Raw genomic sequence first — 22,715 nt, 5'->3', positions numbered from 1 at the left:
ATGAACAACCAGTGAGCAGATCGCGGCCAACAGTATTCCTCGATGCAATCTATCTTGCCTGGCCGGTTCTGCGGTGAACGTTTGCATCAAGCTGTGTTTTTAGGACGCGTAATAGATCGACCATCATCCAGCAGGCGAGTTCCCATATCTGACCCAGGTATCAGTTCAGATCCCGTTTTAACGCTTAAATAGAGCGGTTTCAGCCAATAGGACCATTTCGGTGGATTTATCCACATATGCGCATAATATATATTATGTTAAATAGAATATTTGGACACGTAGTTGTCCACAGCGATGTGTAAAACAGCATTAATTATGAGATTCAGGGCACATGTGAGATTGAGATACCTGATGCCCTATTTCCTTGAATTCATGTGAATTCTTGGGGTGAACGGTACTAGGCACCAAAGGCGATGCGTTCAGGAAAGGCCTACGCTAGGGGTAACCTCCCCGAGATATATGGCCAGCTTTACTTTCCTCTGGTCCAGTGCGTAGATGCACTAAGTTTGAATTGTGGGCTGTTGGAACCTTGTGCTGAACTTAGGAGGGTCTGTAGGGAGACAATTTTTGGGTGTTAGCAATGACCACGAGTCTTTTTCGGCAGCGTGTCAGAGCTACATATAGATGTTTAGGGCACTCAAACCTATGGGCATCAAGAACGACAACTGTATCGAATTCAAGCCCCTTGGTAAGAAGCGTGGTGCCAATATGCCTGCCCTCTATCTTTCGACCCGCTCTCCGTACATTATTTCGCTGCTCCTTCATGCCTTCATACACAGAAAGATTTTTGGCCATAGCAATGTCAATCGCCTTATTGAGGCTGCGCAAAAGCTCTTTCCTTGTGCATGAAAAAGCAGGCAAGTCTGCTACCTTTTCGAGAGCCGCTGATAGAGTCCTAAGGCTCCCCCCTCCTCCAAGGCAGTTCTTCAAATCGTTTACATGGCCTTTTGCTGCATCGCCGCGTTTATTCTTAAAGTCGGAAGGACCGAACCACTTGTCCACTTCTGTTTTGGTATACAGTTCACCGGCCAATTTTTTAAGCACTGGATATTTTTCAGTTGCATCAAACTCGTCAGCGGCTCGAGCGAGCCTATAGAAGGTTTTGTCATCGATACTTTCGATAGGCGTAATGTCCTTATAGCGACTAGAAAACTTTAATCGTGGCTCAAGATTCACAGTATTGGGATGAATAATCAGAAGACTTCCTTCTTTTCTGACATCCTTTATTTTCTGCGCTGGAGGGCTGCCCGGGACATAATAACCAGTTGATCCATTAACATATTCAATGGTGGTGTCGTACCGGCTCAGGTCAATGTCTTCCCCCTCTTCGAGGTTTCTTCTAATTGTGTCCAGCGCTTTGCCAAGTGCTGCATTCCCAGCAAGCTCCCATCTATGGGGCGTTGAGAGCGGCGGAAATCGATAGAAATCATCTAAATCCGAAGAAAAATCCACCAGGTCACCGTTGAAGTTGAATATGCCTTGCAAGGCGTCACCAAAAATTCGAAGCGGAAGGTGCTTCGCAAGAGTCATAATTAGTGAATGGTGTTCGTGTGTGCAGTCTTGATACTCATCGACAAAGATGCCTGTATAGCTCGCTGTGACAACGTGATGAACGGCTGAAATTGAGAGGATCTCGATCGCTTTAGTGAGGATGAATGGGTGATAATTCTTTCTATCATCCTGTTCTGGCGCATCTGAACCAGAGTAGAATGACTGTACATACTTCTGCGCAAAACTGCTTATCGTCTCAACGTTAAACTTGGCAGTATCTACCTGCTCATCCTTTAGCTTTTTCTTAATAGATGCGACACCGGCATGTGTATGAGTAAGAATAAGGCTCTTTCCCGTGGTGTGCTTCAAACACTGAGCAAGAGTGAAGGTCTTTCCATAGCCGGCGGGAGCTACCAACAGCACCTTATCGTGTGAAAGAAAAGACGAATAGTCCATTACTCATCAATCCACTCATTAAGCCCTTCAATGATTGCGCGAAGCGATTTTCCTTCCATCTCTAACAGGGAGCTAAGTATTATGTTTCCAAATTTTTCACCGTGATCTATTCGCTTAAACCACTCTTTGTCCCTGACTACTGAGACAGCAGCGAGAGCTTTCCGTATTTCTGGGGTATCAGTATCCCGCCAGTTCTCACTAAATACAGTAGGCGGTTCGCATTTACTTCGTAAGGCATCGTCTATTGACGCAACCGTCCGTCCTTGAGAATCTATGACATACTCCACAGCCTTGAGAATTGAGCTCCATGGGAGGTCTCGGAATGCCTGCGACTCGATTGAGTTTCCGGACTCACAGTCAAAGATCGCTATAGACTCGCTCCTCATAGCATCTTTAGAAGGTTTGGGATCCACATCTGAATCACATAACACAGACACACTTATGCCTGCCTGTGAAATATCGATCGCTCTTTTAGAGAAAGAATTTCCTGTCCCGTCTACATACGCACACCCATTAAAAGACATAGGTGTTCGTTCCTTCGAAATTCGGTATTTGTCTATCGCACGACAAATTCCAACTTCAGTCGCCCCCTCACAGACTATCACCTTCTTGGCAAAAAAAGCTTCGGGGCAAGCACGAACGACACCCTGGATTTTAGTGCTATCGATATCAAGATATTCAGACTTGATTGTCCCCGTACTTCTATCACTGTGCACTATGAGTAAACTACCTACTTCTAGTTCAGTAACAACATCACGAGAATGTGTTGTCATGATCACCTGGCCTGGACTACCAGTCTGCAAGGCTCTAACAACGTGCTTGACCCGGTCCGGCTCTAATCCCTGCTCTACTTCGTCTATGAGAGCGATGCCACCAGTTCTTGCTACTGCGGTTTGTATAGCCATCGAAGCAAGACGTTTCGACCCCTTGCCCATCAGCCTGAAGGGTACATTTCCTAGATGAAGACTAACCTTTCCCTCTTTTATGTTCATGTCTTTGAAGTCAAGAGTCGTTTGGATTGCATCAATATCTAGACCTAATATTGCGGCATGGTCCCTTACAGATCCCGTGACACTTTCAAAATGTTGAAAAGCAGCGCTATCAAGTTTTGACTTGGCTTCGCGAATTGCTTCTAAAACAACCTTTTCCTGTTGTTCGTCAGGGGCTTCGTTTTTGAAGAGCGCATACAGAGGATTTCCTTTGTTCCAGGAAAAGTGGCTATCTACATAGTCTGAGATCATGAAGCAATTCAGTTTGGCTCGATCTCGAGCTGATATATCTTTCGCTTGCCCTGCTCTTCCACTTAATACACGCCATTTAGGCTCAAGGTCTTCCTCGACACGAAGCTCTATGGTCAATGCGGGGATGGTTTCAGAGGAAACCTCGTTTGTGACGCGTCCTATATCCGGCAAGTATCCTTTTATGAATAGACCATACTTTCCTTCTGTCAGAAGCTCTTCAGGAACATCAGACAACGAAACACATATCACGAGCGCATTACTGGTATTTAGGCCGTAGAAATCTGTATCGTAAATAGGCAAGTTCCATGCAGAGGAAAGGACATAGTTTATTGCATCGAGTATGCTCGTTTTCCCAGCATCGCCTCGCCCGACCAGACAAACCACGTCTCTATCAAACATTTGCGAGAATGAGCTAATGCCTCTAAAGTTTTCAATTGATAATTCGACAATCCTAGTCATACTACGTCTCGTGAGTCCTTTCTAAAATTTAAGTCGTACCGTTTTTCTGGGAATTATCCTGGCGTTATCAGCTGCTCTCGCTATCTTCTAACAGAAAATCACGCAAATCTTTAAGCTTGTTTAGTAGTTCGTCAAATGTGACTATCTCTACATCCTTTGAATTTCTTCGGAAAAGCTCAAATGACTTTCTCTCCTCTTTATCTTCAGGAACAGTTCCGACAATCAAAACACATTGTGTTGCATAGGCCTCCATGTCGTAAATTCCAGTGTTCTCCTTTAACATCGCAATTTCTTTTTGGAATTTGTATTTCTGGTCTAGCACTTGATTAACAGAGCCAGCCACATCCTTGGATGGTGTATAGACACTTTCACGGTATGGCGTCTTGTTCAGTAGCTTTGTTTGAGGCGTTTTTATTTCGAATATTGCACAATTGTTTGTCATACTGTTTTTAACCAAAAAGTCAGTAATCTTATCCCCCTCTCCGGTTAACTTTCTTCCGCCAACCGAAGCTTGATCATGGATTTTTACAATGGGATAACCGAACGCCAGATTGAGAATGAACGGGTTCTGATTGAGCAAATTCTGCCAGTGACTCTCTGACAATCGGCGCTGCATCATCCGTTCATACTTCTCAATCAGCTGCTCCAAAGTAACAAGCTCTATCGTATTCTGAAGTTTAACGAGACTTTCCGGGCTATCTTTCGCAATTGCCTTCTTGTTCTCTTCAATCAGAGCAACGGCCTTTTTCTGCTCAGACTTTGAAAGACCTTGAGGTATTGAAGGTGAGGATCTTGCAATTAATCTTGTTAACGCATCGTTGCCAACAAAATAGGGCTTCTGCGGGTAATCTTCATTATCAAGAAAATATGCGATTAGGTTGTTCGTAGTAACTGACTTTATCTTCTTTGATGCTAGACGTGCACGATTCGTAATTCTATTCATGCTTTTCCGGAACTCCTCAAACTCTCGATATTTCATTGTGAATATCGAGTCTTTTTCTGAAATGTGAGTCTCGGCTGTCTTACTAATTACTAAGTGCTCAATACCTACCTGCTCCAGAAAGTCGATAATCGGCATGAAGTCTTTCAATAAACCCAACCCAAAGTCATAGTCTTTTATAAATGCCGAAGGCAATTCTTCCAACATTTCTATCACTTCTTCAGTTGATTCTGGTAATCCGAAGCCAAAACCTTCTAGCGTTATACTACGAACCACATCATATTTCGGCTCGAGAAAACCCGAGTTTCGAGGCAGTGTATTCAGCGGATAGATTGATACGAAGTCTTTCGTGATATCAACATCTAGGATATGCCGCTTATATAGTTCGGGCTTCTCAGATTTTAGTCTCGCCTCTCTTAAGCGCTCGTGAGGTGGAATATAGAAGACTCCAATAAACCCTGAGTGGTATTCCTCGATGGAGAGTTCACCAGGCTCAGGAACACCAATTCTGGTGGGATAAATTCGAGCCATTATTCAAGCACTCCTTCGCGGCCTACAGCAATTTGATTCGCCGAGAATCATATATCTACATCCCTTACAGTTCCGTTATAGTTCGAAGGCAGAACGAGTTGTCTCGTTTCGCGCTGAAAGAACTAGATGTTGGAAGACGGCTTCTGTCTTCTCGTCCACTTCTTCCGGGGCGAAGCTCCCTGGGAGACCAGTCTTGTCATCCCAGAGGAAGTCCTTAATCTTCACCTTAATTTGATCTCTTGCGCCTTGGCGCTCGGTGAAGTTATGGAGCCGTGCTAGCTCTTCTTTTAGTGTCCTGTAGAGACCTTCTGCCACTTTCTTTATACGCTCGATTTCTCGTTTCTCAAGCTCCGGCTTCAACAGCAAATCAAACAGTGCCAGGGATTTTTCATTGAGCCCCTCTTTGACAGCGCGTTTTTCCTCTTCGCTTAATCCTACAGCTAGTATTAGTAGTGCCTCGAAAGTCTGCTCAATGGTAACTCGATCCTTTTCGTTGTTATATTCATCAACAATTTCCTCATAGCGCCGCTGGAAGTCCATTCTCGTAGGGTTTTGCATTAACATTATCAGAAGCTTCTTTTCGATAATTTCCTTTAGACTGTGGACAGTAGTGTTCCTCGCAGGAGAGCGTTCGAACTCTCTTCGAAGTCGGTCAAAATCGATCTGACTAATGTCATATAGCTTGCTGGTTTTTGCATCTCTTACTTCCTTGGGCTCGATGCATTCTTCGACTATCTTGTGTAGCGCTTGCATAATATCGGAAATGTCGGCTTTATCTACATCGTCTTTCAGGCTCTTATAGATAATGTGGATAGCGTCATAAGCATGGCGATAGTCATTCACGCCCTTGATTGACAGGCCGGCTTTAAACTTTTTGAAGACCTCGCGACAGATAATCTCAAAGCGCTTTCTAGTTTCATCGCTTTCATTAATCGCTTCTTTAGCATCAATGATAGCTTTGTTTCGCTCGAAGCCTGTCTTCTCTAGCACATCTTCAAGGCGGAATGAGCGATGCTCCAGATAGCCGCGCACCGATTCGATGGCCTCCTCCAGATCCGCCAGTAGCTCTTCTTTGGGCTTAGTAGGGTCACTTCCCGGCGGCGGGTCGGTCGTATCATCCCCCTCCCCTTTATATCCGGCAAAGGTCGCCAGTGCCTTCCGTAAATTCTTTAGAATGCCGCAATAATCAACGATAAGACCGTTATTTTTGCCCTCATACACCCTGTTGGCCCGGGCTATCGCCTGCATGAGCGTGTGAGCTTTAAGCGGCTTATCCAGATACAGCGTTGAAAGGCTCGGCACATCAAAGCCGGTCAGCCACATTGCACAGACTATCGCGACACGGAAGGGATGCTCTTCGCTCTTGAAGGCGGATTCCATGTCAATTCGCTTGCCATCGGTGGTCTCGAAACCCTGCTTGATTAGCTGTCGATGCGGTTTGATATCAAGATTCCATTTTGCGAACTTCTCTACCTCTCCCTGCTCCTCACTCACTACTACGGCAGCAAGTGTCTGACGCATCCAGTCCAGCTTGCGTAGTAAGTCAAGCTCCTCCTGGGTATCGTTACAGCCAGTTATCTCTTTCTCGAGCTTGGCGGTGCGTGCGAGCCACCTGAGCACGGCCATCTCGCCTTCAAGGTACTGACACTCGATGGCGGGAATTCTTGAGCCTAGCTCTGGACAAGGGGAAAACAACCACCTTTCCGTCTCATCGTCGGACCGGCCAAGAATGGACCTGGCGATGTAACGTATGTCTTCAATTTTTTGTTCCATGAGACACCTCCACTGCACTAATAGTAGTCGATAATAATCACTAACATAGTAATCGTGAGTTACTAACTGTCCTCATGTCACGGAGTCATAGTGCCTGTATCCACCTGATTATTATGGTATTTTTGTGTGCCCATCCAAAGGTTTGCGCGTGCTCATAGCTAAAACTAAAGTCAAAAATTTGCCACTAGTCGTGGGCTTCATCACTGTGTGGCAGAACTTTGATTAAAATGAGACTCCGGATACATTGGACGAGGCTACAACCCATATACGAGCCCCGGCGATCAAGAAATTCCCCTATGACCTACCGCGAACCGAATCCGGGTATATATAAATGATTGATCTAATCACTGAGGAGCTATTAACACGGAGGATCCCGGCAAGATACGGTGGTCAAGTAATTCCTGATCGTCCGGGGTATTACGCCATTTTCGTTACTTGTTCTGGTGATCTTCCAGGTTGGCTGCGGTGTGCTATCGATCAAAGTGGACTGCTGTATCTGGGCATCGCGAGGAAATCACTAGAGACAAGGCTCTTCCGCCAGGAACTCCGACATAAAAGCCCTGCCACGTTCTTTCGGGGGCTTGGTGCTACATTAGGTTATCGACCTCCCGTGGGCTCTCTTTGTGGGAAAAGTAACCAAAAAAACTACAAATTTTCGCCAGAGAACACGGCGGCGATTATCACCTGGATAGATGCCAACCTTGAAATTTCCTGGGTTGTTTCAGATATGCCTGAGCACAAGGTTGAGAAAGCTATGATCCGAAAACTCGCTCCGCCAATGAATACTGCGCATAATCAGAAGGCACTTCCTCAGTTATCTCAACTCAGAGTTGAATGCAGGGAAATTGCATGTCGTGGATCACAAGCCTCACGTAATGGCTCTCAAGAGTAGTCATTGTATTTCACTTAGGGACCGCCCTATAGTGGCGGCGGCATGCACTCTGGATATTCCGCAGCTATCTGTAGTAGGTCGCGCTGTAGCGTTTGTTGACCTGAGAGAACAACTGCATGCATACAAGAAATTAAGGCCAACCCATTCGCATTTCGGAGAACATCCTGAAGTAATTCAGTCGGATATCCGTCCCGATGTCTGCTGATTGGATGGACCCCTGCGTGCGCGTACGAATTCAACGCTTTCCAGGAGTTGTCCTTAAAGCGGGCAAGGGCTGAGAAGGCCTCATGAGGGCCACTTTTTTCTAGTGATTCCATCATCTTCATGACTTGAGGCATGTTCTTCGCCGCTTGCTCTGATTCGAACGAGAGATGTACAGTCAATTTGGAGACTTGTGTATCACTGGCTGCATAGGCAAGCCATAGAGATCTCGTAATAGCCTCAAATTGAGCCCGGTGAAGTACTACAGCTGAGGGTAATAAGTCGTCTCGCAGTAGTAGGCGTACTGATTCCCAGTACTCGAGCGACAAAGAGGCCGCGACATCACTGACTTGCAGCCGCTCCGAGCTATTGGCCAGCGGTAGCTGGATGACCTGGCCCCACTTCTTAGCAAGGCTGTCCGTTTCTTCAAATACACACATGTAGATCGCTAGAGTTTTCCTTCCCGCCCAATTCTATTCAGTAGTATTCTGGCTTATGCTTAAATATATCGGTAAATCGATCAGGGTTCGATAAGGGGGCGTAATCGCTAAGCAGTCGCGTCGCTTCAGCAATATAGGTTTGAACATTGCAGTTATTTGGGTAACTCTTCGCCATATCTTCAAGAAGGGTGTTAATCTTACCAACGCGCTCATGCTCTTCAGCGAGCGCCACTAGTGCCGATATCATTTCCTGCTGCCTTCGCTGTTTCGCCTCCTCTCTTCGCCTTTTTTCTGCCGCGATTTCGTAGAGTCGTTTAGATTCTATACGCTCCTTCGTGCGGTTGACCTGCTGCTCTGCTGCCACTATAAATGCTTCGATGATATCGGGGATGCATTCTTCAATTAGTCTCTTCTTTGAGTCCGTCCATTTGAATTTATAATCTGCTGGTGCTGCAATTCCTTCGATCGAGAAAGTCAGCTTCCCAGTTGGATCGTATTCGTGCTTGGGTCCCGACACGTATCCCCATTTCTTTTTATGCTGAATATCCTCTCTTGTAAGCTCTCGCTTATGCTGTGTTACCCTTTCTTTGATACGAAATTTCACATTCTCTTCACCGATCCTGAAGTAAGTATCCCCCCTTCCCCGTCCATACTTAGGCGATGCATGGCCGAACTCCCAACCAAATGCTGTACACAATTTGATCAGCCCGCTGGTGAGCAAGCAGGCTCGCTGTAGCGAGCCTTCCGTAACGACTATGTCTAGGCTGTCACTGCTGTTATAAGGACTCTCGACAAACCCATAGCGGTTGAAGGGCTTCTTCAGTAGGGATGACTTAAACGCCCGGACGCGCGGATGTGCGCTTCTCAGTGACTCTGGTAGGGTCGCACTGATGGCGGCAGCTATACGCTCATCATCCAACGGGAGACGGTTAATCTCTTTTTCTAACACAGTTGGTGACGGGGAAGTCGTGTATACACACTCAACCAATTCGAGATCTTCGGCACCTTCTGGTAGCTTGGGTCGCTTCACTGGTTTCCATGAGCGACCTTTGCCCAATACCCAACGGGCGGCCTCGGGATGTCGTGTTTGATGCACTTCTTTGTAAGGGCTACATCACTTATGGCAAACACCTTGGAAAGCTGAGTACGTGGAGTCGTCCAGATGAGCTCGTATAGAAACTCCCGTGTCATGTATGAGGTGTAGCCGTGGGAATTTAGGGTCATCCTTGTAGCTCCTCAAAAAGAATTTAAACAAACATCGGCCAACTTACCTATGCCAGGATGCTACATGTTCAAATATACAGTAGTATCAATATCTTTCGGTAAACCCTAGGCTTAATGAGTCTAGAAGAAACGCCACTATTGAACCTGATTAGTTGCCCAGAACAGGTGATTTGGTTGCAAAACGTACAATTTGCAGTTCTCTGCGACTGATACCACGTCATGTCCGGGACCAAAGGATAAGGAATATCTAGCTTAGTGCTGTCGCTCTTACGCCTCATCACTCAGCAGTAAAGGATCTACGGGAAAGCACTTGGAATTAAGGCTAATGCCTAAAACATCACTAGGACTTATAGAAATATACAGCCCTTGCTGTTCCAATAGGGAAACCGGTAAGTCATGTTTTTTACTGACGAACGATTCAATTTTTTCAGGCCACTGACGAGCAAATACCGTGAGCAGGTTGTGCAGTGCCTGTCACTGCTCTATGAACGTCAATACAGCTCAAATGCGGATTATGGGTCCTCCCTCAGCCGCGAGCAGCTAATAGAAATCTTTGAAGAAGCCATAGCACGCTCCTCCTCCCATATCTTCGAAGACGAAGGGGCCACCAAGGAACAGCGGTTTAAATCACATCGAGATCAAGCCACCTGGACACTAAACCAGCTTCTCGAGGCAGGATGGCTTGAAAAACAAGTGGATACGGCCACTTTGCAGTCGACATTTCCATTCAGCCGAATGGGCAGGATTTTTACCCTCGCCCTGGTAGAGTCTGACAATACCCAGATTCGTACTCGACACCGCAATACTCGCAATACACTCAACGCCCTGGAGGCATTCCATCGTCGTGGTGAGATCTATGATCTACTAGATGCTTATGAGTACTCTGAACGAATCATCACGGACTTTACCGATGTCATCTCTGAACTAGAAGAACGTAAACGTGAACTGGTCCGGGAAGTAGAAGCACAGCAACTAGCGCAACAGGCCACTGACCACTTTTTTGATTTTATGGAGAAACGCTTTACGCCGGATATAGCGGTCCGACTTTCTGCTGATAGCGTCGAAAAACACCGCGAAGATATCAATAAATCGATAAGAAAAATCAAAAGGAAAAGCCGAGAAGAAAAGGCGGATGCAGAGAAGTCACTTCGTAGGACCGTTCCAGACCTTTGTCAACATGAGCGGTCCTATCTCATTCATATTCTCGAAACGATTGATCAGCGCATGCGGAACGCATCAGAAATCATGTTGCCTGCGCTGCGACGTTCACTTAACAGTTTTACCCGCAGAGCAGACATCATCATCCGTCAAATCAGCTACATGAACAGCCATAACAATAATGATCTCGTGGAGATTTGTGCCGAGTTATCCGATTTATCGGATTCGGACTATGAAGAACGCATGGCCCTAGCTTCCGATCTGATGGCTACGATGAGCGTTGCTCTGGTAGACCCTAAGCAGATACGGCTCAATGAGCGCAAACAGAAGCAATGGGTGGATAGCTCAGTACATGAGCAGAAAGCTATCGATAAGGACGCTCAGCGAGACTTGATGATACAGCAAGTACTTGATCAAGCCTTCATGATCAATCGAAAACACGTCAGTGATTATGTTGTGAGCTCGCTTAAGGCAGGCAAGCGGATATCAACTCGCGACCTGTCAGTCGATGACGCGAAAGACCTGATTGCGATGGCGCATGTCATCGAGATTGGGGCAGTGAATAATCTGAATTCAGATTTGGAGTTTCGGGTTACCCCGACAGGCAACCAAGTTACTGATTCTGAATACTATGGATGTTATGACGAATTCACCATCGAATTGGTAAGAGATGATCGTCAACATAAGAATGAGCTTTAAGGTAGAGGAATGATAACGGACGTTATTCAAGAAGCGCTGAGTCAAAGCCATATATCTAATGACGAGTTTTCTGAACTAGTGATACGGCTACTGGATCACGGTGTGATCACACGTGAAAAAAGCCAGGTAGAGACCCAATTGTACGACCGCTATGTACAGTGTGAGGATCTAGTCGAGGACTATTTGTCACCACTCAAGGTTCGCATTCAGCATGACCGAAAGTTTGGATTTATTCGATTATTTCCACCCGGAGCAACGGTTTCAGGTATGCCAGACATTGAAGACACGCCATTCAATGGAGGTTTTCGCGTTAAACCCAGCCAACAGGACATTGCCACCATTCTGGTACTGCGTGTGGAATATGAGAAATCCCTTCGTGAGGGGCACGTTGATGAGAACGGTTGCGTCTTAATAGCAATGGAGAGCGTTGCCATTTCCCATAAGAGTCTACTGAAGCGGCCTTTACCTGAGGTCCAAGGTGAGCGCTTAGCGATCTTCAAGAAGCTGCGCCAATTGCGACTGATCGATTTCAATTTGGAAGAAAGTATTGGTGATAAGGATAGTTGGGTCAGTATTCAACCGTCGATTGCCACGTTTGTCAGCGACGATGTACTCAGTACGCTGTATCCGATTGAAGGAGCTATGAACAATAAGGAACCCCGGCATGTTTTGTAAGCGCATTATCTACGTAAACTGGGGCAATATCCCCAATATGGAGTGCGACTTTGGCCCTATCAACCTGTTTTCAGGTGGTAATGGTTCGGGTAAAACCACTGCGGCAGACGGTCTCCAATCATTAATGACCGCAGCCTATGAGAATCTGTATAACTACAATCCTGGGCAGGATGAAACCACTCAAAGAGGCCGTGGTGGAAAACAGGTACGCACGCTAGCCTCCTATGTAATGGGGTGCGACGATGGAAGTTATTCTCGCTTACGTATGACGGATGGTTACATTGCGGGTATCTTCCACCCCACTCAAGGCGAGTCGGCGGAGCCCTTTACCGCAGTCATGTGTGTGCGTGCAAAGCTAGATGAAAGTACCAGTCCCAAACAGGCAAGGCAGGAAGAAATAAAATTCCTGATTGTGCCAGGTCATGAGTTGTCTCTAGACCACTTCATTCTAGAGGAGAAAATCGGGAAAACTGTTGTTACTTTTGAGCGAGTAGACCAGAGTCTCCAGATAAAGCTAGGAAAGAGTGCGGTCGAGGTATATGACAAGAAAGGCCAATACCTACGTCGCCTCTATGGAGCGTTCAAAGGGTCTTCTTCCGCAGTATCGGACCGGGAAGCAAAGCATGCTGCCAGAACGTTCTCCAACTTCATGGCTTACAAACCGGTGAAAAGCATCTCAGAGTTTGTGGCCAACCAGATACTGGAACCTAAGGATATCTCTGATGACATCCGTCAGGTCGCAGAACTCATGAAGACAATACACGGAATGGAGGAAGAAACGCGAACCATCAACGATGCTATTGTGAATCTAGACAACGCTCTCTCCTCTTCAGAATCCTACATAGCCAGTTGGCTAGATTTGTGCGTTACCGAGTACGCCGAAGTTGCACGTCAAAACAAAGTTAAGCAAGGGGACTATCTCGCAGCAAAGGATCAACAGCGTAACAACGAGCAATCGATTAGTGAAATGCAAAGGGACATCGAGCAATCGATCGAGAAACGAAAGCACGTTCATAGCCAACTTGTCGAATTCGAAGCGCAGCGTCGGGGCATTGATACACTTAAAACCAAGGATGAACTTGATAAGTCTATTGAGTTCATTAAGGGGAGGCTCACTGGCGTCGCTGGGCCTTTCCTGACACAGAACCAGAAATTTGGGAAGAATCATACTGCGGCTAAGGAGCTGTCCTCTAAACTCAAGCAGACTTCTCTAGGAGTCGACATCCCCTACGTGGATACTGCCGGTTTCAACAGATTGTTAAAGCAGGTGATAGATGGACCTGCTGACAGCAATATTGACGCACAGCAGTTGTTCACTAAGGACTGGGTGAATATTGCCTCACTGGAGCACTCGCTCGATGAAGTGGTAAATCTTGAGTCGACTCACAACGCTTTTGCGGCAATGCTTAGTGATAACGAGCGTGATGGTTCTACTAAAAACCTTCGTGATCAGGTGTTGTCTCTACATGGTACCAAGCACGGACAAATGGCCCGCGTCGAGGAACAGGTCAGATCAAAAGAGAAAGAGATACAAAAGCTTCAGGGCCATACCGTTAGCTATCCTCCTCATATCTCTGCGGCAGTTGAAGCGATTGAAAAACAGTGCCCCAGTGCAAAACCAGTTGTACTCTGTGACTACATTGAAGTCTCAGATCCTAAGTGGCAAATGGCGATTGAAGGTTATATGGGGGGGGCCAGGTTTTCGATATTGGTTGAGCCTGACTATGAAGCGGATGCTATACGGCTAGTTCGCTCTCTGAAAGGCAGGCGTAATTCCGCCAAAATTATTCAGGGAAGAAAGGCCCAAAATGATGCCCAGCGTAAATGCTCTGAACCAGGTTCAATCCTGGACGTGATGACCTTTACTCACAAATATGCTGAATATTTTGTGCAAGCCTCTTACGGCAATCTCTTGCGGGTAAGTAACGAAAATGAACTTAAGGACCAGCGTCGAGCTGTCACACCTGATGGCCTGGGTTCTGGTAACTACAGCATGTTTCGGTGTGATATTAGTGATGGTGAACTCGTATTTGGCCAAGGCGCTCGAGAACGAGCGCTAATCGCTAAAAATAACGAACTTAAGCAATTAAGTGGCCAGCTTGAATTAGTCTCTGCTGAATACCACCGCGTAGGTCGTATAAAAGATCTCATGGATCAAGTACGGCCTATACATTGCACCTCTATGATTAATGAAATGCTGTCTCTTTATCGTGACCTCCAGGCGGCCGAATATCAGCTTGAGTCACTCGATCTATCGGACTTTGAGGAGCTCGAAGAGAGATTAGAAGCACTCAATTCCGAGCACGAAGCCATTGATCAGAGTATTCAAGCCTTAAATAAAACCTTGGGCAACCACCAAAAGGAGTCAACCACTTTAAAGGAAAAGGTAGAGCGACTGGCTGATGAAAAGGAAAAACTTGAAGAAGAACAAGGTACCAAGGAAGAACTTGTAGTTAAGGCAGCACAGATCTACCCTAGTCATGATGCATCTCAAAGATTAGTACACGCGGACGCGCAAGCGGCACAAGCAGGCAGTGATTTTGATTTTTCTGATGTCATTGAGAGAGCCAAAGCAGATCTAGAAAAGTTTGATCGCGATCTTTACTATCAAGTCTCTGCCCATAATCAAAATAGCAACAGCTACAACGTCATCGTGTTCCCCGAGAATTTTGGGCCTAAACACGACGACACCTACTTCAAGAAGATTGTTGGCCTCAAAACCGAGATAGAGGTCGTAAACAACATACTCAACAATAATGTATTAGTGGGCAAGCAAGAGAAGCTGGGAGAGTTAAAAGAGAGCTTCAATACAGCGTTTGTGACAAATCTTTGCCATTCAATCTACCAGGCCATCAACGATGGTCGGCGTTTGTTGGATGATCTGAACAGCGAGCTCGATAATCATGTCTTTGGTACGGATAAAGAACGTTTTAGTTTCGCCTATAAATGGGTTCCGGAGTTCTATGATTTCTATCGCTTCTTCAAGGAGATAATCGAAATTCCAAGCTTGGGCGATGGGACTACCCTATTCGATGCCGAACTGAGCGATAAATCTATAGAAGTCCGTGACCGACTGATGTCTATGCTATTGGACAAGGACACTCAGTTTGCCCTACGAGAACTGGAACGCATCAGTGATTACAGAAACTATCGGCACTATGAAATCTATAAAACCCCGGAGAACAAGGAACAGATTGCGCTTAGTACCTATGGAACTGGTTCTGGCGGCCAACTAGAAACGCCAGCCTACATCATTCGATCAGCGGCTGTGACATCAGCCTTTAAATTCAACGAGGGAAATGCACATTGCAGAATGGTTCTCGTGGATGAAGCTTTCTCCAAAATGGATGAAACGCGCTCTCGCGAGGTGATTAACTACCTTACCGAAGCTTTGGGTCTACAACTAATTTTCATCATGCCCACTAGTAAATCAGGACCATTCCTAGATCTGATTAGCAATCAGGTCGTCTTCAGCAAATGTCCTTCTGAAGAAAAGATTGGAGAACTAGAAACACAGGTACTGGTGGATAGAAAAACCTGCAACAAGGATAAAATCAAGGCCCTGTGGGCGAATCATAGAAAGACTGTCAGCCAACAAGTCATGTTGGACTTTATGGAAGACGTGGTGTGAAACGTACAGTATGAGTCTAGTGCCGCCAGCCGATGCGCCCATCTGGGTGTCTGATTATGAGGATATCAACCGTCTTTTGTCGAGTTTTCTCGACAAAGCCGACACGGGGACTCGGCTCCTAATAAGGTTGACCCCCAAATCCACACCGTCATTATTTGAATACAACAGCGAAGATGCGCCTGTTGTTTGGTCACTAATTCAGAAGCTCGAGGCGGATTTCGGAATACTTGAGATTGAGCCAGATCGCGCTGAGACTGGAAAAGAAGTCTATGAGAACGCTAAAGTCCGATTCAACAGCGACCATGAAGAAACGGTCAGGCAGTGGCTGAATCGCCCCAAAAAACTACCCTATAAGGATGAGTGGCAGCAGGCCGCCAGCTCCATGCAGTGGTCTCATGCGACTGCTCGTCAATTTATCGGTGTCAATCCTCTCCAGTATCCGAATAAAGGCGCTCAAGAGATATTAAACCAGCTTCTGTCTTTAGAGGTGGCGCTTAGTATACCCGCCACACTTCGCTCCCTTTCGGCTCGCCACTTCTGGGGCGACTCAAAATACTTGGATAATAAGGAAGAATACCTCGTATCAGCATTTCCACATCGAAGTGATAAGGTGATCCCACGGCCAATCCTCGTCAACGTGTATATCCCCGAAGAATTTTCATCGGTTCTTTTTATTGAAAACCAGGACAGTTTTCAGATGATGGCCGATTACCTTTTCCGCTTAGAAAACAGCCAGATAGCTATCGTCTACACGGCAGGATTTAGGGGCTCGGCGTCCCGTATCAGGGATGCGGGTGGCTATTCTATCAGTCAGATGCATCCAGCGTCTGATCGGACCCTTCAGCGTTTCATTGCTTGGTGGGAAAAACACTCAGAAGAAGACATTGCATGTTCGTTCTGGGGTGACCTGGACTATTCTGGCCTTGCAATTTTGGCAGCATTACATGGTATTTTTACGAGTATCACGGGCTGGAAGCCAGCCTATGATTTGATGCGCCAGCAGCTTAGAGCAGGAAACGCTCACCCAATTTCCTCTGGGAGTAAAGGTACCCAGGTGGACCCTGGTACAACCGGCTGTTTTTATGCGGATCAAGTGTTGCTACCAGATATTAGAGAGAATAACTTGTTTGTCGACCAAGAAATCGTAAACGTTACAGAATTGGAAGAATACTTACAGCAAGTAAACTAGTTCTCAGACCCGAGATGGTCTCGATGATTGCGCTAGATAGAGGCATAGAAAGTCATTTTCCGCCTGTGAACAATTGTTCAAGCCTAACCTGGATCAGCTTAGACTGTCAGTTTTTTTTAGGCCCATGTTTTATGAAGCTGCGTTCGATGAACCAAGATTTGTGTTATATATCATCCCTCTAGTTTATGTCCGGTTGATACTATGAGATCGCTATCGAACCAAAGAGTCTGGTCGCACCTTTCGATCGTTTCGAATGAGAAGTCGACTAATAGAGAAATACGGGAGAGTGAGCCTCTTAGGGTAAATACATTCCGCGAACTGGTTCCCGTAGTCGCCCGTATCGCGAATCATAATCCAGATTACACTCTGTTTTTTAGGGGCCAACCGAAAGATTACTTACTCAGTTCTGGTCTTAGCTCTATTTACCCATCAATTTTTCGGAGTCCCGGAAAAAGCCTACGGATCGACGAGCTTAGTCGACGTTTTCAAAAGCTGGATGCTTGTTCTCAAATGCTACTCTCGAAGCTTGATAAAGCAAATATCGAAGGAATAGAAAAACTTAAAAAGTTCCCCGAACTGCTGTGGTCGATCCTTCAACACTACGAAGTATGCGACACGCCGCTGATCGATCTAACGCATTCTCTCCGTGTTGCCGCATCCTTTGCCCTGGAAAAATGTGATTCCGAGGGGTACCTTTTTGCTTTCGCGCTTCCGCACCCTCAAGGGACGATTACATACTCTACTGAAGATGAGCTTCTCAACGTCCGGCTTCTAAGCGCGAGTCCATACTCGGCTTTGAGGCCACATTTTCAGGAAGGCTATTTGGTTGGTTCATTTCCCATACGTACTGAGAGGAAACAGGCTTCCCTAGACTTAGGTGTTCGATTAGTGGCAAAGCTGGCAATCCCCAAAGCTCGATTCTGGGGTGCGGACTTTGATGCGATTCCCCACCAAGCCCTATATCCAAAGAATGACGAGATTAAAGCAATTTGTGAAATGGTTCAGACTGAATTTGGTGCTCATGACCAAGCAGGATGAAGACTCTCAAGAATAACGCCCTTCCTTTTCGGATTAACCGCCGTCATGTAATTCTTGCCATTCGAGTCGTAAGCTCGATGGAGGTTATGCCTCCCCTTTTCTGCGCATAGCACCACGTTTGTTTACGCCAGGTTCTATGTGATAACCAATTCTGGGGCCTCAGGTGTACGGTAAAAAGCCTCATTATTAGCCTGCAAAGCAAGATAGTCTTCTACATCTTTTAGACAGTGAGGGGTATAGATAGTATTAGATTGAGAGATATTTATGGCATTTATGGTTGAAGTTATGTTGTCGATATAATCATGAGATACCTTGTAAACATTGATATTTTTGCTCTTTTTACAGGATAACTTACTCGGATCCGCACTAAAAATATCCAGCGATGAATTGTAGTATTCATGTTTCCCAATTGAAAAGTGTATGGCAAGATTATGTGATAAAGGTAAGTCAAGAAGCCCTTTCTCGGAGTCAAGGCACATGATATTCGGGCCGATTGTAAATACAGGCCTAGGGCCTGTTGCATCGAATTCATAACCCGTGTGGTAAATAGCCTCAACATAGATGCCTCTGAATAAAGTGTTTCGTATAGTAGGTAAGAAATTAATGAGGCTTGGGAGGCCTTCGCACTCCGCAATCATAAATAGAACCAAAAGCGTGTTACAGATGTCTCTTTTAGGTGATGAAGAGTTCACCACCCTCTTCATTTTTTTGTATAAGTCTCCCTGCATAAGAGCAGCAATTTCAGGCCGAGGGTTGTCTACCTGGGTACGAATTATTTCAAAATCTCGCAATAACAACGAAGTAAAATACTCTAGAATTTCATGAGTGTATTCAGATTTATTCTGTGGATTGTGCAGCCCCAGTACAACTTGAATAACTGCATAGTTTAAGAGCATCTCAAGGGGATAATCATGCCCTTCCACTTCTAGTAGTTTTTCGAAATCATGCTCTTTTACTAGAGAATTGAAAAGGTCCGACGTCTTTTTTTCATATACAGAAAGCTCATCCTCAATATCGAATTTGCAGCCTGTTTCTCCATCTGAAAGTGTAAAACAATCCTTCTTCATTCCTACGGACGCTATTGGTAAGGGTATATCTCTCAAGACATTACCTTTATCAGGATCGTGATATACCGTATGTGTCCACACTCTTTTCTTGTCGCGATCTAATGTCGCAGTGTCGTCACTTCTAAAGTTTCTTAATATCCAACGCGAGATAACATGTTGGTTTTTTGTATAGCTCACAATATGCCCAATGAATTATTCGAAGGTATGGCAGTTACTCTTTGGCTCGCATAGGCTTGCAAGAAGAAATGGTGTATGTGCTAATTCTATTGGCCTACGGCCTTCACACTCTCAATGTTATTGTTTGGATCTTGAGATTGGATGGATGCTCCTGCTTAGTATCAAATGCAAAATTCACACGATAATATGGCCTCACATAGTGCTCGTATCTAACAACTTCGCCATAGATCTGCCTATTATGTAACGCTTCATTTTTGTTGATTTTTTCCTCATGACACTGATACTCAAGACTCGAAACTTCAAGAACCATAAATAGACCGCGTATGTTGAACGTGGCGTTAACACTTATACAGCCGTTTTCAAGTCCAGATATGGATTGAACTTCCAGGTCTTCAATGCCTTCCAAACCGATAGTATCTACGCATCGAAATAACTTAATAACCTCAGTTACAGGACTCTCTGAAAGCGATTTACGGAAAAGCTCATTGTCCATCATAGGCAGGTATTCTTGGCCTTTTTCCTCCAAAAACTCTTCAAAGTATTCGTAGAAAAAATCAGATATTTCAAATCCATATGCGAGAACATCGACCCCAGATTTTTGTAGTACGGAAGTCATTGCTTTTTCGCTTTGCTTATAGAAAGTAACGAGCATAGAGCCTTCATCACTCCATCTTGCAGAACCAGATACTCTTGCTCCACCATTCTCAACTGAAACTTGTAGTCCACCCACTTGATTAGGCCAGTACTGATCCGGCCATGGGCTATGGACCGTTGAAAGTAGCGATGGCCAAAGCAATGTCACGTAAGTGGGCCCCTTATTGTCATTCTGGTCGCCTAGACATGAAGATATTACACCTACGATATAGCCATCTTCATTAAACACTGCTCCACCGCTCATACCACCCAAGGCTTCCATCGCAACTTCGATACATGGTCCTTGCAGGTGGGATCCTCTTCCTTCTAGGTACTGCTCGGTAACCAAGCCAGAGGAAATAAAAAAAGCAACCGTAGGCACACCATCATTTAGCGTTTCTCTATATCCGGTGGTCCACAGTCTTTCACCGATTTTAGGTACGTCTATTCTTAGCGGTGCAAAGAGATAATCTTCACAATCACTAAAAGAAGAGAAAGGCGAGCATGATAGAACCCCTACATCTGAATACTTCATTTCAGGCCTTTGGAAAGGAAGCAACCGGGCTGAAAATCTCTGAGCGTGAAAGTCCTCAGGCGACCAAATTCGCATATTTTTGTCATCGACAAATGTGTGAAGTAATGCTTGTTTCCTTAATGTCTCTTCGATGACATGGCTTGCAGTCAAACACAAACCAGGAGCCACCATAACCCCGCTTCCAATAATTCTATGGTTTTCTTCATTTACGAAGCCTATTGCAACATTAAGGCCCTTAAACCGCCATAAAAGGTCTTCCTCGATGCCATCCACGGGCGAAAACACTGGCCGCCCCCATCGACAATTCCTCTCAAGAACACTATTAGAGGGTATTTCCAACTTGGTTTGATAAGAACCTCTTTCTTTCATTCCAATACAACTCTGTTTGATCAATCCATCGGAAGAGCACCGCTCAGAAATAGAATACTTGGTAGCATCTATGCGAGCTCGGGCGATATCACACTTTACCTGAAGTCTGTTGAGCGAGCTTAACAGGCCAACAATGACTTCACCTGGTACCAATCTGCTTTGGATAACAGTAACGGGTTTGGATATTCTCGGCACACGGTGCCATTTGGTAACGAAAGTTCACGATTGGTTCAACATTGGTAAGATTGGAAAAAGCTCTCACATCAGGTTTGTACTTGAACCAAGAGTAATGACAACGTACCTTCAGAATCCTGTGTTCCTGCTTTCATCTCGGAGTTGGCCACTCTATGACAGGGATACAGCCTGGGAAGGTAGGCAAGCAGTTGAGTGGTCGGAACCATTCAATTCGGAAATAGATCGTCCAGAGAGCTCGCATTAATGAGCCTTTCATGGGTGGTGTACCGTGGGCTTTGCATCATGCCTTGCTTCGCATTTCCGTAAGTAATGGGGCCAATTTTTTGGGCAGGGGCGGTAAAATTTAGCTTATATTTTCCACCATCTCCGTAGGGTTCGATAGATTCGACCTGGGCAAAGTGCGTGACTGCCGACACAGGCGCGGTCTGATACGCAGCGATGTACTTGATATCTTTCAGCTTCCCTCCGCCGATACGAATCGCATACCAACAATTTTCGCCCACAAATACTTCGTTAAAACCATCTTGCTGGGCTGGTACGATGATCGTGTCAAGCGTTGTGGCTTTCTGGACGAGGGCATTATCTGTCGCCTTAATGATTGTTGCTTTTTCGAACAATCGGATCTCGACTAGAGGAAGCACACTGAGAATTTCGTTCAAGAATTGCCGCGTATCGGCCTTCTCAGATTCAGTTAGGACGGGCTCTTTCGGCGTGTTTCCATTGGCTAGTTTACAGCGGCTAGCTTCTGCTGCTTTTTTGATCAAAGCCCATTCTAGCCATGTTATGTGAGCTCGGTTAAGCCCACCATTACTAGAGACAAACGTGAGGGCACGATCCCAGAAATCTTTCTCTTTTTCATGAGCATCTATCCTGGATAAGACGCCATCGCCCTGACCCACGTATACAGTAGGCAGATCATCGGCCTCTTCATATCCAACTAGGATATATACACCTGCCTGATTAAATTCTGGGCGAGCCCTGTGTTTCGACCAGGAATCTCTACTCACCTCGAGGCCTACACCTGTCCAGTTCATTTTGTCGATTATTTTAAGGTCATCCGGATTGCCGTCAGGAACAAAAAGCCGAATTGTATAAGGCTGGGACATTAGCTTGAGATCCATCTCCAGTTTATCTTTAGGCGGTTCTAGTGATTGCTAAGTTAAATGGAAGCGGCCCGAAAGTCATCGGAAACCTCATCTAAAACGAACATGGTCGATTCACCCGGACCTTGACCGGAGTATTTGAAGTGCTAATGTAGTCAAAGCTTGATTATATTTTGAGATATTATCTCTAAAAGATTGATATTTATAACAATCTCAAAATTACTACGGATTTTGCTAATAGCCGCATCGTTAGTGCGTCTAAGTGGGTAATGACAATCTCACGCTCTGTGCGTTTTCCCCGCTAAATCAATGGCTTAACGATCCTATTTTTAATGCTGTTTTTCAGATGGATGGACGAACAAGTAAAGTTGGAAAGAAATAGCGACCGAGGCGCCAGTTTCCAAGAAAACGTGAGAACCTTTCGTGCAGGCGGTAATCCCCTACCCCAAAGTTGCAGGAGTGCCCTGCGGGTAAGTAGGTGTATTGTTTGAATGATGAGTTCTACGCTACCGCTCATATAAGGCGGTCTATATTGCTGGTCATGAAGGACAGGGGATCCCGTCCGGCGGACATTTTCCAATATGAAAAAACCTGCAGG

Annotated in this window: 15 protein-coding genes; 6 read left to right on the top strand and 9 right to left on the bottom strand. The window is 45.6% G+C overall.

Going from position 1 to position 22,715, the window contains the following annotated elements:
* Window positions 1-540: 540 nt before the first annotated feature.
* The 4 genes from EY643_RS09820 to EY643_RS09805 form a co-directional block, all read right to left on the bottom strand.
* Window positions 541-1,947, bottom strand: a complete 1,407-nt coding sequence (locus tag EY643_RS09820) for a UvrD-helicase domain-containing protein (RefSeq protein ID WP_152662040.1) — start codon at window positions 1,945-1,947, stop codon at window positions 541-543.
* Entirely contained in the window at window positions 1,947-3,647 is a 1,701-nt protein-coding gene (locus tag EY643_RS09815) for an ATP-dependent nuclease (RefSeq protein ID WP_152662039.1), read from the bottom strand. The genes EY643_RS09820 and EY643_RS09815 overlap by 1 nt, the downstream gene beginning before the upstream one ends.
* A 67-nt stretch (window positions 3,648-3,714) precedes the next feature.
* Window positions 3,715-5,118 carry a Shedu immune nuclease family protein gene (locus EY643_RS09810; RefSeq protein ID WP_152662038.1) on the bottom strand — a complete coding sequence of 468 codons (1,404 nt, stop codon included), beginning with the start codon at window positions 5,116-5,118 and terminating at the stop codon, window positions 3,715-3,717.
* Between the two features lie 75 nt (window positions 5,119-5,193).
* A complete protein-coding gene (locus EY643_RS09805) occupies window positions 5,194-6,891 on the bottom strand; it encodes a type I restriction enzyme endonuclease domain-containing protein (protein WP_152662037.1) in 1,698 nt (565 codons plus the stop codon).
* Window positions 6,892-7,222: 331 nt separating this feature from the next.
* On the opposite strand from EY643_RS09805, the gene EY643_RS09800 reads away from it, so the two are divergent.
* Window positions 7,223-7,783 (top strand): GIY-YIG nuclease family protein, encoded by a 561-nt coding sequence (locus EY643_RS09800; protein ID WP_152662036.1) that lies wholly within the window; start codon window positions 7,223-7,225, stop codon window positions 7,781-7,783.
* A gap of 26 nt (window positions 7,784-7,809) precedes the next feature.
* Here EY643_RS09800 and EY643_RS19890 read toward each other — a convergent pair whose 3' ends face one another.
* Both EY643_RS19890 and EY643_RS09795 read right to left on the bottom strand, forming a co-directional pair.
* Complete coding sequence (locus EY643_RS19890) at window positions 7,810-8,424, bottom strand: DUF6988 family protein (RefSeq protein WP_420841620.1); 615 nt, start codon at window positions 8,422-8,424, stop codon at window positions 7,810-7,812.
* 37 nt (window positions 8,425-8,461) lie between these two features.
* Window positions 8,462-9,454, bottom strand: a complete 993-nt coding sequence (locus EY643_RS09795; protein ID WP_152662035.1) for a hypothetical protein — start codon at window positions 9,452-9,454, stop codon at window positions 8,462-8,464.
* 590 nt (window positions 9,455-10,044) lie between these two features.
* Between EY643_RS09795 and EY643_RS09790 the strand changes: the two genes are divergently transcribed.
* The 5 genes from EY643_RS09790 to EY643_RS09770 all read left to right on the top strand — a co-directional run bounded on the left by EY643_RS09790 (window position 10,045) and on the right by EY643_RS09770 (window position 18,038).
* On the top strand, window positions 10,045-11,505 hold the full coding sequence (locus tag EY643_RS09790) for a Wadjet anti-phage system protein JetA family protein (protein ID WP_152662034.1): 1,461 nt from the start codon (window positions 10,045-10,047) through the stop codon (window positions 11,503-11,505).
* A 9-nt stretch (window positions 11,506-11,514) separates the two neighbouring features.
* Complete coding sequence (locus EY643_RS09785) at window positions 11,515-12,180, top strand: DUF4194 domain-containing protein (protein WP_152662033.1); 666 nt, start codon at window positions 11,515-11,517, stop codon at window positions 12,178-12,180.
* The gene (locus EY643_RS09780) at window positions 12,170-15,811 is read left to right on the top strand and encodes an ATP-binding protein (RefSeq protein ID WP_152662032.1); all 3,642 of its coding nucleotides are present in this window, start codon (window positions 12,170-12,172) and stop codon (window positions 15,809-15,811) included. The genes EY643_RS09785 and EY643_RS09780 overlap by 11 nt, the downstream gene beginning before the upstream one ends.
* Before the next feature lie 10 nt (window positions 15,812-15,821).
* Window positions 15,822-17,000, top strand: a complete 1,179-nt coding sequence (locus EY643_RS09775; RefSeq protein ID WP_152662031.1) for a hypothetical protein — start codon at window positions 15,822-15,824, stop codon at window positions 16,998-17,000.
* Window positions 17,001-17,201: 201 nt separating this feature from the next.
* A complete protein-coding gene (locus EY643_RS09770; RefSeq protein WP_152662030.1) occupies window positions 17,202-18,038 on the top strand; it encodes an FRG domain-containing protein in 837 nt (278 codons plus the stop codon).
* Window positions 18,039-18,172: 134 nt separating this feature from the next.
* Here EY643_RS09770 and EY643_RS09765 read toward each other — a convergent pair whose 3' ends face one another.
* The 3 genes from EY643_RS09765 to EY643_RS09755 all read right to left on the bottom strand — a co-directional run bounded on the left by EY643_RS09765 (window position 18,173) and on the right by EY643_RS09755 (window position 22,135).
* The gene (locus EY643_RS09765) at window positions 18,173-19,282 is read right to left on the bottom strand and encodes a DUF4238 domain-containing protein (protein WP_152662029.1); all 1,110 of its coding nucleotides are present in this window, start codon (window positions 19,280-19,282) and stop codon (window positions 18,173-18,175) included.
* 103 nt (window positions 19,283-19,385) lie between these two features.
* Complete coding sequence (locus EY643_RS09760; RefSeq protein WP_170287349.1) at window positions 19,386-20,723, bottom strand: S1 family peptidase; 1,338 nt, start codon at window positions 20,721-20,723, stop codon at window positions 19,386-19,388.
* Between the two features lie 497 nt (window positions 20,724-21,220).
* Window positions 21,221-22,135, bottom strand: a complete 915-nt coding sequence (locus EY643_RS09755) for a GIY-YIG nuclease family protein (protein WP_205743198.1) — start codon at window positions 22,133-22,135, stop codon at window positions 21,221-21,223.
* Window positions 22,136-22,715: the final 580 nt, after the last annotated feature.

Origin of the sequence: Halioglobus maricola, from assembly GCF_009388985.1 — a bacterium.
GTDB lineage: Bacteria > Pseudomonadota > Gammaproteobacteria > Pseudomonadales > Halieaceae > Halioglobus > Halioglobus maricola.
This window is presented reverse-complemented; position numbering and strand designations above follow the sequence as displayed.